The organism is Actinocrispum sp. NPDC049592 (assembly GCF_040675465.1).
Classification (GTDB): domain Bacteria; phylum Actinomycetota; class Actinomycetes; order Mycobacteriales; family Pseudonocardiaceae; genus Kibdelosporangium.
The window spans coordinates 1-19,083 of record NZ_JBFAPA010000016.1; the positions used below are offsets into that span (position 1 = coordinate 1).

General features: G+C 68.0%; 21 protein-coding genes. 8 read left to right on the top strand and 13 right to left on the bottom strand.

Annotation, left to right across the window (positions count from 1 at the left end):
- The first annotated feature begins 298 nt into the window (after positions 1–298).
- Positions 299–880: an IS5 family transposase gene (locus AB0J95_RS33520; RefSeq protein ID WP_364767018.1), complete on the top strand. Its 582-nt coding sequence runs from the start codon at positions 299–301 to the stop codon at positions 878–880.
- A gap of 376 nt (positions 881–1,256) precedes the next feature.
- Here the strand turns inward: AB0J95_RS33520 and AB0J95_RS33525 are convergent, their stop codons facing one another.
- The 4 genes from AB0J95_RS33525 to AB0J95_RS33540 all read right to left on the bottom strand — a co-directional run bounded on the left by AB0J95_RS33525 (position 1,257) and on the right by AB0J95_RS33540 (position 5,112).
- A complete protein-coding gene (locus tag AB0J95_RS33525) occupies positions 1,257–1,643 on the bottom strand; it encodes a hypothetical protein (protein ID WP_364767021.1) in 387 nt (128 codons plus the stop codon).
- 284 nt (positions 1,644–1,927) lie between these two features.
- Positions 1,928–2,740 (bottom strand): dihydropteroate synthase, encoded by an 813-nt coding sequence (gene folP, locus AB0J95_RS33530; RefSeq protein ID WP_364767774.1) that lies wholly within the window; start codon positions 2,738–2,740, stop codon positions 1,928–1,930.
- A gap of 172 nt (positions 2,741–2,912) precedes the next feature.
- Positions 2,913–3,890 (bottom strand): hypothetical protein, encoded by a 978-nt coding sequence (locus AB0J95_RS33535; protein ID WP_364767024.1) that lies wholly within the window; start codon positions 3,888–3,890, stop codon positions 2,913–2,915.
- 283 nt (positions 3,891–4,173) lie between these two features.
- Entirely contained in the window at positions 4,174–5,112 is a 939-nt protein-coding gene (locus tag AB0J95_RS33540) for an ankyrin repeat domain-containing protein (RefSeq protein ID WP_364767026.1), read from the bottom strand.
- 69 nt (positions 5,113–5,181) lie between these two features.
- Between AB0J95_RS33540 and AB0J95_RS33545 the strand changes: the two genes are divergently transcribed.
- Positions 5,182–5,610: a DUF4419 domain-containing protein gene (locus tag AB0J95_RS33545; protein WP_364767029.1), complete on the top strand. Its 429-nt coding sequence runs from the start codon at positions 5,182–5,184 to the stop codon at positions 5,608–5,610.
- Positions 5,570–6,316 carry a DUF4419 domain-containing protein gene (locus tag AB0J95_RS33550; protein ID WP_364767031.1) on the top strand — a complete coding sequence of 249 codons (747 nt, stop codon included), beginning with the start codon at positions 5,570–5,572 and terminating at the stop codon, positions 6,314–6,316. Before AB0J95_RS33545 ends, AB0J95_RS33550 begins: the two co-directional genes overlap by 41 nt.
- Here AB0J95_RS33550 and AB0J95_RS33555 read toward each other — a convergent pair.
- The 8 genes from AB0J95_RS33555 to AB0J95_RS33590 form a co-directional block, all read right to left on the bottom strand.
- Positions 6,301–6,753, bottom strand: a complete 453-nt coding sequence (locus AB0J95_RS33555) for a DUF4231 domain-containing protein (protein WP_364767034.1) — start codon at positions 6,751–6,753, stop codon at positions 6,301–6,303. The genes AB0J95_RS33550 and AB0J95_RS33555 overlap by 16 nt on opposite strands.
- Positions 6,754–6,764: 11 nt before the next feature.
- Positions 6,765–8,213 carry an AMP-binding protein gene (locus AB0J95_RS33560; protein ID WP_364767036.1) on the bottom strand — a complete coding sequence of 483 codons (1,449 nt, stop codon included), beginning with the start codon at positions 8,211–8,213 and terminating at the stop codon, positions 6,765–6,767.
- A 38-nt stretch (positions 8,214–8,251) separates the two neighbouring features.
- Positions 8,252–10,564 (bottom strand): molybdopterin-dependent oxidoreductase, encoded by a 2,313-nt coding sequence (locus AB0J95_RS33565; RefSeq protein ID WP_364767039.1) that lies wholly within the window; start codon positions 10,562–10,564, stop codon positions 8,252–8,254.
- A complete protein-coding gene (locus tag AB0J95_RS33570; RefSeq protein ID WP_364767042.1) occupies positions 10,561–11,604 on the bottom strand; it encodes an LLM class flavin-dependent oxidoreductase in 1,044 nt (347 codons plus the stop codon). The genes AB0J95_RS33565 and AB0J95_RS33570 overlap by 4 nt, the downstream gene beginning before the upstream one ends.
- Positions 11,604–12,143 (bottom strand): SRPBCC family protein, encoded by a 540-nt coding sequence (locus tag AB0J95_RS33575; protein WP_364767044.1) that lies wholly within the window; start codon positions 12,141–12,143, stop codon positions 11,604–11,606. The genes AB0J95_RS33570 and AB0J95_RS33575 overlap by 1 nt, the downstream gene beginning before the upstream one ends.
- Before the next feature lie 69 nt (positions 12,144–12,212).
- Positions 12,213–12,707: a helix-turn-helix domain-containing protein gene (locus tag AB0J95_RS33580; protein WP_364767046.1), complete on the bottom strand. Its 495-nt coding sequence runs from the start codon at positions 12,705–12,707 to the stop codon at positions 12,213–12,215.
- A gap of 32 nt (positions 12,708–12,739) precedes the next feature.
- Complete coding sequence (locus AB0J95_RS33585; RefSeq protein ID WP_364767048.1) at positions 12,740–13,978, bottom strand: hypothetical protein; 1,239 nt, start codon at positions 13,976–13,978, stop codon at positions 12,740–12,742.
- Positions 13,979–14,036: 58 nt separating this feature from the next.
- A complete protein-coding gene (locus tag AB0J95_RS33590; RefSeq protein ID WP_364767050.1) occupies positions 14,037–15,521 on the bottom strand; it encodes an amidase family protein in 1,485 nt (494 codons plus the stop codon).
- A 144-nt stretch (positions 15,522–15,665) separates the two neighbouring features.
- On the opposite strand from AB0J95_RS33590, the gene AB0J95_RS33595 reads away from it, so the two are divergent.
- Positions 15,666–16,193: a hypothetical protein gene (locus AB0J95_RS33595; RefSeq protein ID WP_364767051.1), complete on the top strand. Its 528-nt coding sequence runs from the start codon at positions 15,666–15,668 to the stop codon at positions 16,191–16,193.
- Positions 16,194–16,230: 37 nt separating this feature from the next.
- Here the strand turns inward: AB0J95_RS33595 and AB0J95_RS33600 are convergent, their stop codons facing one another.
- Complete coding sequence (locus AB0J95_RS33600; RefSeq protein WP_364767053.1) at positions 16,231–17,007, bottom strand: nuclear transport factor 2 family protein; 777 nt, start codon at positions 17,005–17,007, stop codon at positions 16,231–16,233.
- A 174-nt stretch (positions 17,008–17,181) separates the two neighbouring features.
- Between AB0J95_RS33600 and AB0J95_RS33605 the strand changes: the two genes are divergently transcribed.
- Genes AB0J95_RS33605 through AB0J95_RS33620 form a run of 4 tightly spaced genes read left to right on the top strand, consistent with a single transcriptional unit; the run spans position 17,182 to position 19,068 of the window.
- Positions 17,182–17,619 carry a nitroreductase family deazaflavin-dependent oxidoreductase gene (locus AB0J95_RS33605; RefSeq protein ID WP_364767055.1) on the top strand — a complete coding sequence of 146 codons (438 nt, stop codon included), beginning with the start codon at positions 17,182–17,184 and terminating at the stop codon, positions 17,617–17,619.
- 38 nt (positions 17,620–17,657) lie between these two features.
- Entirely contained in the window at positions 17,658–17,792 is a 135-nt protein-coding gene (locus AB0J95_RS33610; RefSeq protein WP_364767057.1) for a hypothetical protein, read from the top strand.
- A 44-nt stretch (positions 17,793–17,836) separates the two neighbouring features.
- Positions 17,837–18,655, top strand: a complete 819-nt coding sequence (locus AB0J95_RS33615; protein WP_364767059.1) for an aldo/keto reductase — start codon at positions 17,837–17,839, stop codon at positions 18,653–18,655.
- Positions 18,652–19,068 (top strand): GNAT family N-acetyltransferase, encoded by a 417-nt coding sequence (locus AB0J95_RS33620; RefSeq protein ID WP_364767060.1) that lies wholly within the window; start codon positions 18,652–18,654, stop codon positions 19,066–19,068. The genes AB0J95_RS33615 and AB0J95_RS33620 overlap by 4 nt, the downstream gene beginning before the upstream one ends.
- Positions 19,069–19,083: the final 15 nt, after the last annotated feature.

The window sequence follows — 19,083 nt, forward strand, 5'->3', positions numbered from 1 at the left end:
GACAGATGTGATTCCCTCCGGGCAGGCCATACCGGAGGGACAGGGCACGGCCCTGAACCCCCTCTGGGTGGCGCTGCCGCGCGGCGAGCGCTCTTTCCACCCAGCCGAAGCTCAAGATGTCAGCCGCCCGGCAAGGACAAACCCACCTAAGAGCCTGTTGGCAAAGGGTGTAGCTGGCTGGTGACGGTCCCGGCGGTGCGGAGCGGTGGATCATGGATCGGCGTGTCGCCGTGATGTGTGGACGGGCTCTTGGTAGCAGGAAGGTGCCTAGCCGTCCTGTCACGCCAAGAGCCCGTGGATGCCTGTTTACCCTGTCGTCGCGTCGAACACCAACTGTCACACGCCGGGTTGTAGGTGTCGTGATCGTGTCGCTCCTTACCCGTCGGATCTGACCGACGCGCAGTGGGAGCTGCTGCGGCCGGAAGCGGAGCGGGTGATGGCCGAGTTACGTCGAGCGGCCGGTCGGCCGATGGTGCATGATCTGCGTGCCGTGCTCGATGCGGTGTTTTATGTGGTGCGCAACGGGATCGAGTGGCGGGCTATGCCCGTCGATTTCCCGCCGTGGGATGCGGTGTATGCGTTCTTTCAGCGGTGGAGCCAGCGGGGCCTGCCCCAGCAGTTGGTCGATCGGCTGCGTCACCGGCTGCGGGTGTGGGCGCGTCGGGATGCTCAGCCCAGCCCGGCGGTCGTGGACTCACAGTCGGTCAAGGCCGCCGATACCGTCGGCGCCGGTACGCGTGGCTTCGACAACGGGAAGAAGATCAATGGCCGCAAACGGCATATCGCGGTCGATGTGGAGGGGTTGCTGCTGGTCAGCCACGCACTGTCGCATCCGGACCAGAACCAGCACCCACCTGATCCCTTTGCCAACAGGCTCTAAGACCGAGACCGCCAACCAGCAAAAGCCCCAACAACCCCAACGGCAATACCAACAGCAGCCCCACCAACACCCCGAACCCGCTCCCCAGAACTCATCCGCGAACGATTGGCGATCCCCCCAACAAGATCCGCGGCATCAGCCCCCGCCGAAGCCAGCAACCACCCCTCAACCGGCCGCCCCCGCACAGCGGAGTGCACCAAGAGCCCACCGATCAAAGCATCCCGATACCCCATAGACCGCAACAGAAGACTCTCACCAGCCCCAACCTCCCCCTCCCCACCCCAAACCCGCCGAGCCCGAAGAGGCACCACCAAGAACGACACCCCAGAAGCCAACCGCACAACCCCCGCCACCAAAGCAACCCGACGCGCAGCGCTCATGAAGACTCCTCACCAGCCAACCAGAACGCCACAAAGTAAAGCACGCCAAAAGGATCCTCCTGATGGCGAACCTCCGCCACCCGCACCGAAGGCACAGCCGCCCCAAGCACCTGCAGCGCAGCCCGCCCCTGCATCAGCAACTCATCCGCCAGCCCAGAGTCCAACCCCAGCAAAGCATCCGAATCTCCACACGCCAAGGCCCGAACCACCCCAGCATCAAACTCATGCGCCCGCGCATCCAAATATCCCGGAGCCTTGAGCGAGCGGCTAGCACTCCCATCAGCCATCACCAGCAACGCAGTCCGCTCCCCAGAGTCAAGCGACCCAGCAAGCGCAGCACACTCAGCAACAGAAGCACCAAAAGGAACGGCCACATAGGACACCGCCCCCTCCCACCCCGCCAACAGGGTCTGCCCAACCCCGAGACTCAACGGCAGCGCCTCAACGACAGACCGAGCGCCAAAAGTCCCATACCCACGAACATCCAACACACCCGAGACAGAAGCCGACTCAGCACCCCCAACGACAACAATCCGAGAAGGTCGCAAAGCCACCAGAGACTCAACAGTCCCAACACAAGCCGCCCGAAGATCCGCGACCACATCCTGCTGCCCACTCAGCGCCCGAACCAAAACGGGAGGATGCGGACACACCGCAGCACCCACGATCATGCAAGCCCCCGAACGGTCCGGGAGGGAGCCCGCCGACCCTGAATTGTGGCAACCATATCCAGCACCTGACGAGTCTCAACCACCTGGTGCACCCGGAATACCCGCGCACCCAACCAGGCGGACACCGCAGTGGTAGCGAGCGTGCCAGTCACCCGCTCCCCCACCGGAAGGTCCAAAGTCTCCCCAACAAAGTCCTTGTTGGACAACGACACCAGCACCGGCCACCCAGTAGCGACCAGCTCCGGCAGCCGCCGGGTCAACTCCAGGGAGTGCCAGGTGTTCTTGCCGAAGTCGTGTGTTGGGTCGATGAGGATCCGCGACCGGTCCACCCCCGCCGCCAACGCCCGCGAAGCCAGCGAGGTGGTCTTGTCCAGGACATCCTGCACCACGTCGGCGTAATACACCCGGTGCGGGCGCGTCCGGGGGTTCAGGCCACCCGCGTGCGAGCACACCAGGCCCGCGTCGAATTCCGCGGCGACCTCGGCCAGCTTCGGGTCGAACCCACCCCAGGAATCGTTGATCAGGTCCGCCCCGGCCTGGCACACCTCGCGGGCCACTTCGGACCGCCAGGTGTCCACACTAAGGATCAGATCCGGAAACTCCGCCCGGACGTTCGCCACGAAATCGACCACCCGGCGAATTTCCTCACTGGTGTCGACCTCTTCGCCCGGTGCCGCTTTCACGCCGCCGATATCGACGATCTCCGCGCCTTCGGCGACCACCTGGCGAACCCGTTCGTAGGCGGCCCGCTCGTCCCAGGTGGCGCCTTTGTCGTAAAAGGAATCGGGTGTTCTGTTGACGATGGCCATGGTCAGCAGGTCGTCGTCGCCGAACTCCCGCCGGCCCAGCCGCAGCACGATTCGCCACACCCTTCCCGCACCGGTCGGTCCCTCACTACGAGCGTACCGGTTGGCACGGGAGATCCCGGGCCGGACGCGTGCTGTGGTCGCGTCCGGCCCGGGATGGCTCAGCGGAGCCCGGTCAGAAGCCCGCCGCCTGTGCGGCGTTGAGCACCGGGATCCAGGTGTTCGACGCGGCCCGCGCGTAGAACGTGTTGGTGCTGCGGTCGCTGCCGGAGACCACGGCGAGCAGCTGGTTGCTCGCGTTGATCACCGGGCCGCCGCTCCAGCCGCCGAAGGCCACGCAGTTGTTGGTGAACAGGTAGGTGTCACCGTTGAAGCCACCCGCGTCGCGGCCGTTGCCGATGCAGCGCAGCTGGTTCTGGCCGCCGTAGAGCTCCTGCGGGTAACCGTGCGTGACGAACCCGTTGATCGTCCCGGTGTTGTTCGGCACCCAGCCCAGGCCGCCGACCACGTTGGTGATCCGGTTCGCGCCCTGCGCGGCGATGGCGATCGCCGACACGTCGTCCTCGTGCACGACGCCGTCGTTGCCGTGGTTGAAGTACGTCGTGGGGATCCAGAAGGTCGCCGCGTTCCACGTGCCCAGCGGGCGCGCGTTGTTGTCGTACGCCGGCACGAAGACCAGGTTCTGGCTCCACAGCTGCTGACCGGGACCGCCCTGGAACACGCAGTGCGCGGCGCTGGCCACGACGCTCTTGCCGGACGAGTTGATGACCGAGCCGGAGCAGACGTAGTTGAGCCCGTCGCGCGGGTTGGTGAAGAAGATCTTGCCGGTCACCCGGGACTTGAAGTCGGCCGTGGTGTAGGGCCGCGCGACCTGCGCGTTGCCGAACACGTCACCACCCGGCGTGAGCACCGGGCTGGCGTTGTCCGGCTGGAACGTCTTGGGCACGTCCTGCGCGACCGGCCGGGCCGCACGCATCCGCTCCGGGGTCCAGTACCGCTCGGCCTGCGCCTGGCTGAGCTGGTTGATCTGCGGTGACTGGGTCGCTCCGGTCGCCGCGGGTGCCGCCGACGAGACAGACGGCGACACCAGGACCGCGGCGGCCGCCCCAGCCACCGTCAAGACGGTCCGGAATAGCAGGGAACGCTGGTTCACATATCCTCCTCGAACTGATTCGAATAGGCGCGAACTACCGGCTCGCCCCGGGCCGGATGGTCGCGCAAGGATGAAGAGCCAGAGAATCTTGCGGAGATACATCTCAAAACTAGGCAAATCGAGTGAAGCCCCGCAAGGCTGCCAATCGGCGCCCGCCGCAGCGCCGAGAGGACCAAGGATGCGTGCGCGTTACGCCCATATACGAAAAAAGCGCACTTCCAGGCCACCTGGCCCGGGAGAATGATATCCGTGTTTTGATCTCCATCCCGCTGGGCGGATCATTTCAGTGCCAGTAATCGCGGTCCGGTAAGCGCAGCCACACATCCGGTGGCCCGCTGATCGCGCGGGTGTCCGGCAGCCGCAGACCCGTGTAGGCGCAGCAGTATCCGACCGCCTCGTGCTGGTAGAGGTAGGACAACAGGACCTCCTCGGCGGAGTCGTTCTCCGCCGCGGGACCGCCCGGGTGCAGGTCCCAGCCGGTGGTCTCGCCGTCCCACGAGACGCTGCCCTGGTTGCCGCTCTTCGGGTTGGCGTAGAGGCCATAGACTTTCGTCCCCACCGACAACGGGTTCACCACACCAGGCGCGGACACCTGATATCCCCACGGCTGGGCCACAACGCAACCTCCGGGCACGTCCGTCGCCCACATCACCAGCAGGCCGTAGTCGGCCCACTCGTAACCGTCCTCGTCCTGCTCGTAAGGCGGGACGAGGACGGCCTCCAGCCGCCGGACCGCCTCCGCTGCGTCGATTCCGGCCACGCATGCCAGCCCCAGACCGTCATTCCAGGCGTCCGCCAGCAACGCGTTGAGCCGCTCCGCCTCCACAACGGCAGAACTCTCCACTTCGGACAGTGACCCGGCGCCACCGAACAGATCCCGGTGCGGACCGGCCAACGCGAGCCGCTGCGGTGACCAGCCGGCCATCATCTCCCGCGCCGGATCCGCCCCAGCGGCAACCAAAGCGCGCGCGTTGTCCGGCTGGTTGGCATAGACCGCCCGCCACAACGCCGTCCGGCCCTCGTACACCACGTCGACATCCCGGACCCGGGCCGCCAGCTCCGCCACGACATACGCTGATCCGCTCTCCGCCGCCAGCTGCAGCGGCGACCCCGACCACCGGATCTCCTGGTCCGGGTCCGCGCCCTCGGCCAACCGCGACCGGACCAGATCCAGGTCGCGCCAGCTGTTGTGGCCCATCCCATGCCATGCGTCAGAAACCATGGCGCACAGCATGGCCTGGCGCGATTGTCTCCGTGTCCAATTCGGAGAAATCCGGATATGGTCCGGCCCATGGTGACCTTCCAGGTGGACGACGTGACGCCGGCGGCGGAGAAGCTCGGGACGCGGCCGCTGGCGAGCCTGTTCCCGGACGCGCTCGCGGTCGGCCCGGGACCGGAAGTCGTTGCACCGGACGGAGTGCACCCGTTGCTCAGCGCGGTGGGGCGGGCGTTCGCGGATCATCGGCCGTTGGTGCTGTCACCGGACGCGGTGTGGCTGACCATCCTGCAAGGCGTGGCGCAGCACGTGAAGCTGAAGGCCGAGGAGCTGCGCCCGTTGCTGGTCAACCACTCCGGCAAGAAACGGCTCGAGGTGTCGCTCACCGGGCCGATGCCGGGCGATGAGGCGTCCTGGCTGGACATCACGGAGACGTTTCTCGACCAGTACCGAGGTCGAGCGGATGGCCGGTCGGATCATCCTGCTCGATGCGTACGGCGGTGAGGTGATCACCGGCTGGGTCACCCGGTTCTACCCATATCTACAGGTCGACGGCATGGCCGACGTTCCGAACCCGTTGCTGGAACTCAGGGTCGGCGAACCGCGCAACATGCGGACCGACGGCGACCACACGGGCGCGGGAATCAGCAGCCGCCAGGTGCCCGCCACGCTGTCGAAGGTCGTCGTGAACGTCAACGACCAGACCGCGGGCGACAACCGCGTGGTGGCCCTGCAAGCAGGTCTGATCGGCGTCGCGCAGGACGACGACGGCGCGCTGCGGCCGGTCGCGGGCTGGTGTTTGACGAACGCCGAGATCCAGCTCGACGAACTGCTCGACCGGATCGCGCGGGACCACGAGACGACCCCACCGCGGCAAGGCCTGGTTCCCGACGGTCCGGCGGACCTGATCGCGCTGTACCGCCGGTTCGGCTCGGCGAGCCTGTTCGGCGGCGCCTGGCGGCTGCTGTCCTTCGACCAGCATCGCCAGGCCGGCTGGGTCACTGTGATCTTCGACCTGGCCGACGGCCGGAGTATCGGCTACATGGGCAGCGACGAGGACGTCGAGTGGGTCGCCCTCCGCGAGGGCGAGGACGAGCCGATGCTGCCGGTGTACGGGACATCACTGGCGATGCTGCTCAACACCGCGCTGGACTCGGACGGCGAGTTCGAGCACCTGCGGACCAGGCAGCGGCCTCAGCTGTTCTTCTGATCGCCGCTCACGGTCCGGCGGCGGGTGGCCCAGCGGCTTGTCTCGGCCGTCACGATGTCGTTCACGGCGTTGACGAGCTTGCGCTGGGCCGCTTGGGACAGGCGGTCGTCGCGCAACATGTGCTCGTGGATCGCCGTGCGCAGCTCGGCCCAGGCGCTGCCGAAGGCGATCCAGTTCTCGTGCCAGTCGAAGATCCGGCGTGATCCCGTGAGCACCAGGGAGATGGCGGCCAGGGTCGCGGTGCCCCAGGCGCTGGCCTGCAACGCGGCCGCCAGGGTGGTGGCCGCGGCGGACAGCAGGAGCAGGATCTCCGTGGCCATGTGCGCGATCCGGGACCGGTTGCGGTGCTGGGCGTACCAGTCCTGCTGGCGGGTCGCCAGGGTCAGCGCGGGGTCCGGGGTGTCCCAGGGGTCGTCGTCGTCGTTCTGCGGCCGCATGGTGGCGCAGTCTAGATCTCCCGGGCTCGCAGGATCTTGCGCAGGATCTTGCCCGCGGGTGACTTGGGGATCTGGTCGATGAACTCGACCTGCCGGACCTTCTTGTACGGCGCCACCCGTTCGGCCACGAACGCCTGGATGTCCTCGGCGGTCAGTGCCGGGTCCGCGGCCGTGACGAAGGCCTTGGGCACCTCGCCGGCCTCCGGGTCGGCCACGCCGATCACCGCCGCGTCCGCGATCCCGGGGTGGGTCAGCAGCACGGCCTCCAGCTCGGCCGGTGCGACCTGGAACCCCTTGTACTTGATCAGCTCCTTCAACCGGTCCACCACGGTGAAAACACCGTCCTCGGTGACCGTAACGATGTCACCGGTGTGCAGGAACCCATCCGTGTCAACGGTCGCGGCGGTGGCGTCGGGGTTGTTCAGGTAGCCCTGCATGATGTTCGGGCCGCGGCACCAGAGCTCGCCGCGGTCGGCGTCCTCGCCGGTCACCGGGTCCACAACGCGGGCCTCGACGCTCGGCATGAGCACACCGATCGACCCTCGGGAGATGTCCGGCCGGTCCACTGGGATGCCGTGAGTGCACGGGCTCGACTCGGTCAGACCGTAGCCCTGCAGAACGGTCGTGTTCAGGCGCCGGGCCAGGGTGCCGGCGATGTCGGCGTCGAGCGGGGCCGCCGCGGACAGCACGACCTTGACGCAGCTGAGGTCGAACTGGTCCGCCAACGGGCTTTTGGCCATGGCCACGGCGATCGGCGGGGCGACGAACACGTTGTCGATGCGGTGCTCGGCGATGGTGCTGAGGAACTGATGGAAGTCGAAGCGCGGCAACGTGATCAGCGTGCCCCGGTGGTACAGGGTGGCGTTCATGATCCCGGTGATGCCGTAGATGTGGTACAGCGGCAGCACGGCGAGCGACCGGGTCCCCGGACGCATGTCGATGATCGGCCACACCTGCAACGTGTTCGCCACCAGGTTGCGATGGGTGAGCAGCACGCCTTTCGGCAGTCCGGTCGTGCCTGAGGAGTACGGCAGCGCGGCCAGGTCCTCGACGGTCCCTTGTGGACTCGCTCCGGTCTCCTCGATCCGGTCCCGTGCCCGCAACAGCAGCCGCGCACCGGAATCCTTGACCTGGTAGGCGATCTCCCGGTCAGTCGACAACGGGTTCATCGGTGAGACAGCGGCGCCCGCCTTGAGCACCCCGTGAAATACCACCGGATAGTCGGCGGTGTTCGGCATGACCATCGCGACGACATCGCCCTCGCCGATCCCCCGCGACGTCAGCTCGGCGGCCAGTTCGTCAATCGCGGCAACGAGTTCGGCGTAGGTGTACTGGACGCCGGAGGCGCCGTCGATCACGGCGGGCCGCTGGGCGTCCTGCTCGGACAGCTCGCCGAACAACAGTCCGGGCAGGCTGACATCGGGGATTTCGACGTCAGGGTAGGAACTGCGGATGACCATGCTGACCTCCGGGACGCGGCATCCGAGGATTGCAGCACCTATGCGGGCGCCAGGGCAAGGCTACGCACGAGGTCGGCGTCATGCTGGGCAGCGATCCGCTCTTCGGCGGTGGCGAGTTCGAGCCGGACCGGGATGTCCTTGTGGTGCGGGGTGCCCGCGATCGGGTCGCGGTCGGCGGCGTCGGTGATCATGTTGATCCGCGGGCCGTTGGTGACCCGGCCGCCCTTGCCGTCCGGCACGGACATGCCGAACCCGTGCGGCAGAGCCAGTTGGCCCTTGCGCAGGCTGTCGTCGATCTCGGCGTGCACGACGATCCGGCCGACCCGCGTGACCACCGCGACCCAGTCCCCGGCCGCCGCGCCGATCGCGGCCAGGTCGTCGGTCCGCACGCGCAGGGCGCCGTCCAGGTCGGTCTTGCGCCAGGCCGGCGGCCGCAGGATCTGGTTGGCGTTGTGGCTGCGGCGTTGCCCGTTGATCAGCGAGAACGGGTACTCCGGGTCCGGCTTGTCCTTCGCCGGATCGAGCCGGCCCAGCCAGGCCAGCAGTTCCGGGACGGCCAGCTGGATCCGTTCGGCTCGGACCAGGTCCCAGACCTCGTCGTACTCGTGCGTGCTGAACGCGAGCCCGCTCTCGCTGGCGATCACCCGGTCGAACAGCTCGTCGCCCAGCGCGGGGCCTTCCAGCGATGTCCCCAAAGCCCGTTGCACGGCAACGGGCATCCGCCGCGCGGCGGCGTGACACCCCGCCCACAACACGGCCGCCGACGCGGCCCCATCGGGCAGAGTCTGGCCGAGCGTGCGGTACAACAGGATCGGCACGATCGCGGGATGGGTGATCACCGGGCGGGCGCGCTTCAGCAACGCCGACCGGTCGGTCCGGGCGACCTCGGTCAGCTCGTCCACAGTGGATCGGTCGGGCAGCGCGCCGAGCCGTTCGAACAGCTGCGCGTAGATCTCCGCCTCGACAAGCGTTCCCGGCAACGGCGCGAACAACGGCCTGCGCAGCTGGAAGTAGTTGGTCGGCCACTCGAAGTCGAAGAAGGTGAACTCCCACTTCTCGTGCTGGGAGGCCGCGGGCAGCACGTACTCGGCCAGCGCGGCCGACTCGGTGTAGGCCACGTCGATCACCACCGACAGCTCGGCCCGCTGGAACGCCTGCTCCACTGTGGACGAGTTCGCGGCGGTGTTCGCCGGGTTGGACGACTCCACCCACAGCACGCGGGCGCGGTTCGGGTCCTCGGCGAGGAACTCCTCGGCGAGGGTGTTCAACGGCAGCAGGCCGCCGATGTACTCGAAGCCGGTGATCTCCGAGCGCTCCCCCTTGGAGTCGCTCCACAGCGGCATCAGCCACGAGTGCAGCGCGTTCGTGCCCGGCCGGCCGAAGTGACCGGTCAGCAGGAACAGCAGCTTCTCCAGGTAGCTGTTCAGAGTGGAGTTCCGGCCCTGCTGGATGCCCAGCTCGACCCGCACGGTCATCGCCTCGGCCTCGAGGATCAGGTCCACCGCCCGGTCAACGTCCACACGGGACACTTCGGCGTGCGCGATCCACTCGTCGACCGGGACCTGCCGCAGCGCCTGGGCGACCTCGGCGAAGCCTTCGGTGCGTGCGGCCAGGAACTCCGTGTCCTGTCCGCCGCGGTCGGCCACGAGCGCCAGGATCGCGCCCAGCAGATAGGCATCCGTGCCCGGCCGCAGGGCCAGATGGACGTCGGCGACGGCAGCGGTCTCGGTCCGGCGCGGGTCGACCACGATCATCTTGCGGTCCGGGTTGTTCTTGATCTCGTTGACCACATTGCGTGCACGGTTGAACCCGTGTGCCAGCCAGGGGTTGCAGCCGAGCACGACCAGCAGGTCGCATTCCTCGACGCCCTCGGAGGTGTGGCACAGCTGGCTGCCGAACATCTTGCCGTTGACCCAGAAGTCACCGGTCTTCTCCTGTGACAACGCGCCGAAGAACCGCGTGGAGTTCATCCACTTCAACAAGGCGTGGCCGTACGCGCCGCCGGAGTGGTTGCCCTGCCCACCCGCGCCGACGTACGCCATCGACCCCGGCCGCCCGGCCGCGGAATCGGCGTTGCGGATCTCCAGCAGCCGCGCGGCGATCTCGGTCAGGGCGACGTCCCAGCCGATCGGCTCGTGTGTCCCATCGGGACGGCGCCGCAGCGGTGTGGTCAGGCGGTCGTTGTGGTTTCCGTACCAGGTCAGCCGTTGCGCCTTCTGGCAGAGGTACCCGGCGGTGCGCGGGTTGTCCTTGTCGCCGCGGATCCGGGTGATCGAGCGGCCGTCGGTCCGCACTTCCAGCCCGCAGTTGACGTAACAGAGGCTGCACGCGGTCTTGTGCCAGTCGTTCACGCGATCTCCCGGACCATGTCGATGGCCTTGGCCAAAGTGGTGAGCTTGGCGTCCAGGGTGTCCCCGGCCGGGTAGAGCCGGACGGTGTCCACACCGGACTCTTTCCACACGCGCAACCGTTCGCGCACCATGGGTTCGGTGCCGATCAAGGTCGTGCCGAGCACCATCTCGTCGGTCACCAGACCGGCCGCGCCGTCCCGGTCGCCGCCCTGCCAGCGTTCCCGGACCTCGGCGGCGACCTCGGCCCAGCCCTGCCTGCTGTACGCCTGGTTGTAGAAGTTCGTTGTGGCGGAACCCATCCCGCCGAGGCTGAAGGCGAGTTCCTTCTTGCGCCCGGCGACCATGGCCCGCAGCGCGTCCTCGTCCGGCGCGAACGCCACTTCCGCGCCCTGGCAGATGTCCAGGTCCGCGCGGGTCCGGCCGGACCGTGCCAGGCCTTCGTCGAGGTGCGCGAAGTAGGCCTCGGCGGCGCCCTCGGGCACGAAACTGGTGCCCAGCCAGCCGTTCGCGATCTCGCCGGTCAGCCGGAGCATCGCGGGCGACAGAGTCGCGAGGTAGACCGGGATGTCGTGCAGCGGCCGGGTGGACAGCCGCATCGGCCTGGCGTCCCCGCCCGGCAGCGGGATCTCGAACTCCTTGCCGCTGAACGAGATCTTGCCGCCGTCGAACACCCGCCGGATGATCTCCACGGTCTCGCGCGTGCGGCTCAGCGGACGTGCGAACGGCACGCCGTGCAGGCCTTCCATCACCTGCGGGCCGGAAGCGCCCAGGCCCAGCAGGAACCGGCCGCCGGACAGGTTCGACAACGTGATCGCGGTCTGCGCCACGGCGACCGGTGTGCGGGTGCCGACCTGCATGATCCCCGACCCCAGCAGCATCCGTTCGGTGCGCGCCGCGTAGTAGCCCAGCGCGGACGGGCCGTCGGAACCCCAGGCCTCGGCCACGAAGCAGATGTCGAGCCCGAGTTTCTCGGCCTCCACAACGAAAGTGGTCTGCTCGGCCCAGCCGCTGGACGCTTCGACCGTCGTCGCGGTGCGCATCAGGACTCCGTGCCGATGTCCGGCCCCGCCGGCGGATCCTCGGCAATCTTCTTGATGTGCTCGAGGGTCGCGGTGATGTTGCGTTCGAACTCCCGCATCCGGACGAAGACGATCTTCTCTTCCTTGTCCGGCATCCGGTCGATGGCCAGCGACAGGCCGGACCGGCCGGGTCCCATCTGCATCCACTCGGACAGCTTCGTGCCGCCGTCCTTGGCCTCCAGGCGGAACCGCCAGACCGCGGTCGGGTTGTTTGGGTTCTCCACCGCCCACGCGAACACCCGCTCGGGCTCCAGTTCGACGACGTGCGAGGTGGTCGACCACTTGCCGAGGTCCTTGTGCTCGCTGTGCCCGACGAACCGCGCGCCGACGGCCGGCCCGGTGACCCCGTCGAGCCACTCGACGGCCTGGAGTTCGCTGCTCATCGACGGCATCAGCCCGACATCGGCGACCAGCGCCCACACGCGCTGGGGTGACGCGTCGATCCAGGTCTCCACCTCGACCGTGGGGACGTCCGCGTACCGCGCACCCGTCCACTCCATCGCGAGATCAGCCTCCTTCGCCCGGCTGACCTCTAGAGTTGCGTAGATAGACTCACCCTGTCAAGCGGCTCAGCCGAACCGGCGGACCACCTCCGGGTGGGTCTTGAGCCGCTCGGGATAGCCCGGGCCCATCCGCATGGCCGTGTCCTCGGCCTTCAGCGGTTCGCCGCAGTGCGAACAGACCACTTCGGCGTGCACGTCGTGATCACACGTGTCGTGGTGGAACGTGATCGGCGGCCCTTCCGGACCGGCCAGCCACTTGTCCCCCCACCGCGTCATCGCGCCGAGCACGCCGAAGAAGTCCCGGCCCTTCTCGGTGAGCAGGTAGTCGTAGCGCGGCGGCTGGTCCTGGTAGGCCTTCTTCTCCAGCAACCCCTCCTCGACCAGCCGGTTCAGCCGGTCGGTCAGCGTGTTGCGGGCGATGCCGAGAGTGTGCTGGAACTCGTCGAACCGCCGGACGCCGTAGAACGCCTCACGCAGCACCAATGGGGTCCACCAGTCGCCGAGCAGGTCCATCGTGCGCGCGATCGAGCACGGCCACCGGGCGAACGACGTTCTCTTCATGACCCGAGGATAGGCGAGTCTCCCATTGAGACCTACCTGGTGAGCACGTCCACTCCGGGCAGGTGCAGCTGCCCGGTCAACAACGGGTCGAACGCCGTCTCGCCGCCGAGGTACCTGCGGAGGAACGCGGCCAGGTAGGTCGTGGCGGTCGCGCGTTCCTGCGGCTCGGTGAGTTGCTTCTCGTCGGCATTGGTGTCGGTGTTCGCGCAGTGCCCCGGTTGCGGCCTGGCCCGCTGGCCCAGTTGCGCGGCGCGTTCGACATCGTCATGGGCGACGACCTGGCCGCTGGACGGCGACCACTGGACGTTGAGGAAGTTGTGGTTGGCGCCGTGCATGAGCACCTGCGAGATGCGCTTTTCGTTGCGCCCGGCGGCGTTGGTGAAGTAGTCGTGCGCAGCCGGGTTGGTCACCGGGTCGCAGCCGCCCATGAGCAGCTCGAACGGGATCTTGGTGATCCGGTAGTCGTCGTTCTCGGGCGCCTCGGGGTCGGGCGCGTAGTAGCCCGCGGCCGCCAGCGGGACAACGGCTTTCACCGTCACCCCGGCGGGCCACTGTCCCCTGTGGACATCCGCGGCCTGGTACACGACCGCCCGTCCGCCACGGGAGTGACCGACCGTGCCGACGTTGTTCAGGTCGACGTGTCCACGGAAGTCCTTGCTGAGCTTGCCCGCCAGCGGTCCGGTGCCCTTTGCGGACAGTTCCTGCCACATCGCCAGGTGCTTGTTGATCAGTGCCGCACGAGCCATATCCGCGGCCTGCCCGCCCTCACCGGCGTTGACACCGTTAGCACTGACCGAAACCACGACGTAGCCATGCCGAGCCAGCTCCTTGCCGACGTAGTCGAACCCGCGGTAGCTGGGCATCGGCGGGGTGCCGGGCGCGCAGGGCCACTGGGTGAGCAGCGCGGCGGTACGCTGGATCGTGGCCTCAGCCTGGGCACGCACCGCCGGGTCCTTGCTGGCGCCGGGGCCGCTGAGCACCGGCAACGCGGCCATGTACTCGTTCCCGGCCTGCCGGTCGGCGCAGGTCTCCCACTGGCCGTGGAGGAACACCACCAGTGGGTGGACGCCTTGCCGGATGTTGCTTGGATACTGAACGGACGCGGTGAGCTCGATGTCCGCGAGGGCGGTGCCGTCGGAGTTGTGAAACCCAGGCACCTGGAACGCGGTGTCCCCCAAGCTGTACCCGGCGGACACCACGCTCGCGCTGTCCGGTGCGGACAGTCCCTGACCGGCCAGCGCGGCCGCGACGACGAGTTTGGCAAGGATCATGCCGGACAACGTAGGGACGAAATGTCAGGAACCTGTGTAGACGCTGTCATCCCCTCGTTCAGTCCAGTGGCGGTTCGTCGTCCGCCCATGGGTGTTCGGCCTCCAGCTGAGTCGCCAGCCGCAGCAGCATCGGTTCGCTGCCGAGGCCGCCGACGAACTGGACACCGAGCGGCAGGCCCGTGACAGTGCGGTGCAGGGGCAGGGAGATCGCCGGGCGGCCGGTGATGTTCGCGAGCTGGGTGTACGGCACCGGCGCCAGGTTGGCGATGACGGTTTCCTTCCACGCCTTGGACTTCGCGAACTGGCCGACCAGGCCCGCGCCGAGCAGCACGGTGCCCACCTGACGCACGAGCGCGGGCGGGTCCAGCTCGCCGATCTTCACCGGCGGCCCGGCCAGCGTCGGGGTCAGCAGCAGGTCGTAGGTCTGGTGGAACGCGGCCAGGTCGCGGGCGTAGATGTTCCACCTGTTGTGCAGGTCGATGTACTCGGTGGCGCGCATGGCCCGTGCCGACGCGGCCAGCAGGCGGGTGTCCAGTTCGAACTCCTTCGGCCCGGCACCGACATTCCGGCGGATCTCGGCCATGGTCGCCGCGGCCTGGACCGCCCACAGCGCGAGGAAGTCGGCCGCCAGCGCGCGCCCGTCCACCGGCATGTCGACCGGCGTCACGTCGTGGCCGAGCTTGGTGAGCAACGCCGTGGTCGCGTCGACTGCTTTGACCGCCTCGGCATGCACGGGTTTGCCGAGCGGCGAGTCGGTCAGGAACCCGATCCGCAGCCTGCCCGGTTCCTGCCGGGCCAGTTCGGCGTATGAGGCGTCCGGGCGGGCGGCCAGGTATGGGCCGCCGAGGTCGGGCCGCCAGGTCAGGACGTCCATCATCGTCGCGGTGTCCCGGACGGTCCGCGAGATCACGCCGTCGGTCGCGGCGCCGTGGATGCCCTCCGCACGGTCGGGACCCGCGGGGACCAGGCCACGGCCGGGTTTGAGGCCGACCAGACCGCAGCACGCGGCCGGGATGCGGATCGAGCCACCGCCGTCGCTCGCACCCGCCACCGGGACGATGCCCGCCGCAACCGCCGCGCCGGTCCCACCGGACGACCCTCCTGGGGTGTGGTCGGTGTTCCACGGGTTACGGGTCGGCCCGGTCGCGTCCGACTCGGTGACCGCCTTGGTGCCGAACTCGGGCGTGGCCGTCTTGCCGAAGATGACGAGGCCGGCGTCCAGCCAACGCTCGACCACCACGGCGTGCTGCTCGGCCGGGTGACGGCTCAACGACCGCGAGCCGCTGCCGGTCGGCAGGCCCTGGTAGTGCTGGCCCAGGTCCTTGATCAGGAACGGCACCCCGGCGAACGGACCGGACAGCTCCTGGGCGGCCCGCTCGCGGGCGATGTCGTACATCGGCCGCACGATGGCGTTGAGCCGGCCGTTGACCTGCTCGGCCCGCGCGATGGCGGTCTCCACCAGCTCGGACGGGCTGACCTCGCCCTTCGTCACCAGCTCGGCCAGGCCCACGGCGTCGAACCGCCGGTACTCGCGGTAGTCCATTACCGGACAGTAGGCCATGGGTCCGCCGAGGCGTACCCGTCGGGCGCACCGAGTTTCCGGATAACGAAATCGTTGCGATCCCAGACCTGGCCATGATCCGCACGTCCTTGAGAGGGACAGGGGAATGAGCGAGGGGAAGAAAGGATGTTCCGCAAAGCAACTCTCGCCCTGGCCGCCCTCGTGGCCATGGTCTTCATCGTGCCGATCAGCGCGTCGGCAGCATCCCCGTACTGCGGGATCACGTGGGGCTCGCTGGAGAAGTCCGCCGCCAGCACCCAGACAGCCGAACTCACCGACATCCGCGCCGGCCAGCACGACTGCTACGACCGGCTCGTCTTCGATTTCCGTGGGAACGTCAACGGCTACCGCGTCGGCTACGTCGACCAGGTGACCGAGGACCCCACCGGCAACCCGGTCCCGCTGCGCGGCGGTGCCCGGCTCGCCGTCACCGTGCGGGCTCCCGCGAACGACTCGGCCGGGAACCCCACCTACACCTTCACCAACCGCGCGGAACTGGTGAACGTCACCGGTTTCCAGACCTTCCGGCAGGTCGCCTGGGCGGGGTCGTTCGAGGGGTACACCTCCGTCGGGCTCGGCGTCCGTGCACGGCTGCCGTTCCGGGTGTTCACGCTGCCCGGGCGGATCGTCGTGGACGTGGCCCACTTCTGGTGATGACCGAGGCGTGGCGCGGGTTTCCGCGCCACGCTCGTCACGGCTCGAGGTCTGTGCGGGCCTGTCCGGTGCCCGGATCGAAGGGGAACGACACGTGCTGGTGGACCATCAGCCACTCGCCGTTTCTCCGTTGGAACACACGAGTTCCGCGGGACCAGCTCTCGGCTCCGTCGTGGGTCATCCGGTTGAGTCCCCACGCGACCGCGATGTCCTCCCGGACCAGGACCTTCAAGTCGGGGACGGTCCAGGTCACCGTGCCTTCGGCCTGGTCAAGGCCGCGGCCGCAGTGTTCGCGGACCTCGGCGACGCTCTCGACCTGGAGCGGTGCTTCGTGTTCGTAGGACACGACGTCCTCGGCGATGTGCGCCATCATCCCGTCGAGATCCTTGCGGGCCGTGCCTTCGTACCAATCCTCATGCAGGGCACGGATTTCCTCATCGTCCGGGATCTGCTGCGGGAACGAGTGGTGTTCGTGGGCGATCAGCCAGCCGCCGTTCTCCTTGCGCAGCCCCAAAGTCAGCCGGAGATCTCCTGGGGTGGCCGGTTCGCCGCAACGGAGCAGCGCTTCCGCGAAGGCAACGTCGTCTCCCGCGGTGATGTCGAGGTTCTGGAGTTCGAAGATCGCGCCTTGCCGCAGCCACTCGAAGAACGGCGGCCACGTCCGGGTGTAGGCGTCCAGGCCGCGGACGTTCGCCGGCACGTCGAACATCACCACATCGGGTGTGTGGTTCGCCGTGGTGGTAGCCAGATCGTTGCCCCGCACGGCCGTGATCCAGCGTTGCACCAGGTCACGGATCTCCTGTTCATTGGTCATACCCGTAGAACCCGCCGCGGTCCCGGGAGTCATCGCGATGTGACCGTCGTCACACTCGCGCCGGATACATCGAATCCGTCTTCAGGCACGTGTCCGCCAGAGGGTGGAAACCGCCGTTTTTGCTGGGGTATCAACAACGCCGGTGGTTTATGGTCCATCAGAGGGGAAATGGGAATGAGCGATGCGGACGAGCACGCCCCCAGGGGTGAGGACTTGAATGAGGGCATCCTGGCCGAGTTCCGGGCCAACCAGGGCAAGGTGGGCGGCCTCTTCGAGAACATGAACCTGGCGCTGCTGACCACCACCGGCGCCAAGACCGGACGGAGAACCACGACACCCATCACGTATTTCACCGAGGCGGGCCGCTACCTCCTGGTCGCCTCCAACTTCGGCCGCGACCACCACCCGGCCTGGTTCCACAACATCCTGCAGGACCCGGTGGTCACCCTGGAGATCGGCACGGAACAGTTCCGCGGCCGCGCCACGATAACCGAAGGCGCCGAACGCGACCGCCTTTTCGCGTACGTCTCGGAGAAAATCCCCGGTTATCGAAAACACCAAAGCGGAACGACGAGAATCATCCCCGTCGTGGTGATAGAACGGATCGAGTGAGGGCGGGGTAAGGCACCGAACCCGATCACGACCCGGCGTTGCCGGCCGCCACCGGCACCGCCGAGCTGACCTGGCCCACCCTTACCTGCGGACGGCGCTGGTCCGGGTCGACCCCGCACACCGGCATCACGGACACGCACCTGGCGGCAGTCCGGGACTTCCTCGCCCAGTAGCATCGCTGCTCGGTGTGCCGTTGCGACCCCGGAGGCAGTTCTTGATGGCCGATGTCCCTACCGTTCTGCTCAACAACGGTGTGCATATGCCGCAGGTCGGTTTCGGCACGTCACAGATACGCGACCACGACGCCGCCGAGGTGGTGGGGCAGGCGCTGGAGGTGGGCTACCGGAGCATCGACACGGCGGCCATCTTCGGCAACGAGAAGGGTGTCGGCGAGGCGCTGAAGCGGTCCGGGATCCCGCGGCACGAGCTGTTCGTCACCACGAAGCTCTGGAACACCGCGCATGGTTACGAACCCGCCCTCAAGGCGTTCGACGAGAGCCTCCGGCGGCTGGGCCTGGAGTACATCGACCTGTACCTGGTCCACTGGCCGGCCCCGGCGCGCGGTGAGTACGTGCACACCTGGAAGGCGCTGGAGAAGATCGCCGCGGACGGCCGGGCCCGCGCGGTGGGGGTGTCGAACTTCCAGATCCCGCATCTGCGCCGGTTGTCCGAGGAGACCAGCACGGTCCCGGCGGTGAACCAGATCGAGCTGCACCCGATGCTGGTCCAGTCGAACCTCCGCGCGTACCACAGCGAGCACGGGATCATCACCGAGGCGTGGAGCCCGCTCGCCCGCGGCCAGGCCATCGCCAACGACGAGATCCGGTTCATGGCCCAGAAGTACGGCAAGACCCCGGCGCAGATCATCCTGCGCTGGCACCTCGAACTGCGGCACGTGGTCATCCCGAAGTCGGTCGGCCGGATGCGCGAGAACCTGGACATCTTCGACTTCGAACTCGACGAGGACGACGTCCACGCCCTGTCCGACCTGCACGACGACACCCGGGTGGGCCCCCACCCCGACAACTTCTCGTGATCCTGCGGCCGGCCATCCTCGACGATGTCGAGGCGGTCCTGAAGTTCTGGCTCGACGCGGCGGAGAACGACGACCGCCCGGCGGACACCGCCGAGGCCGTGCGGACACTCATCGAACGCGACCCGGCCGCGCTGTGCCTGGCCGTGGACGAGGACGGGATCGTGGGCACGCTGATCGCGGGATGGGATGGGTGGCGCTGTCACCTCTACCGGCTCGCGGTCCGGCCCGGCCGGCGGCGGCAGGGCATCGCGGGTACGCTGCTGGCCGCCGCCGAACAGCGGTTCCGCGAGTTCGGCGCGGGCCGCGTCGACGCGATGGTCCTCGACGACAACGACCTCGGCCAGAACCTGTGGACCCGCAGCGGGTACCAGCGTCAGGACAACTGGTCCCGCTGGGTCAAACCCCTCGCCTGACAAGCAAAACGCCCA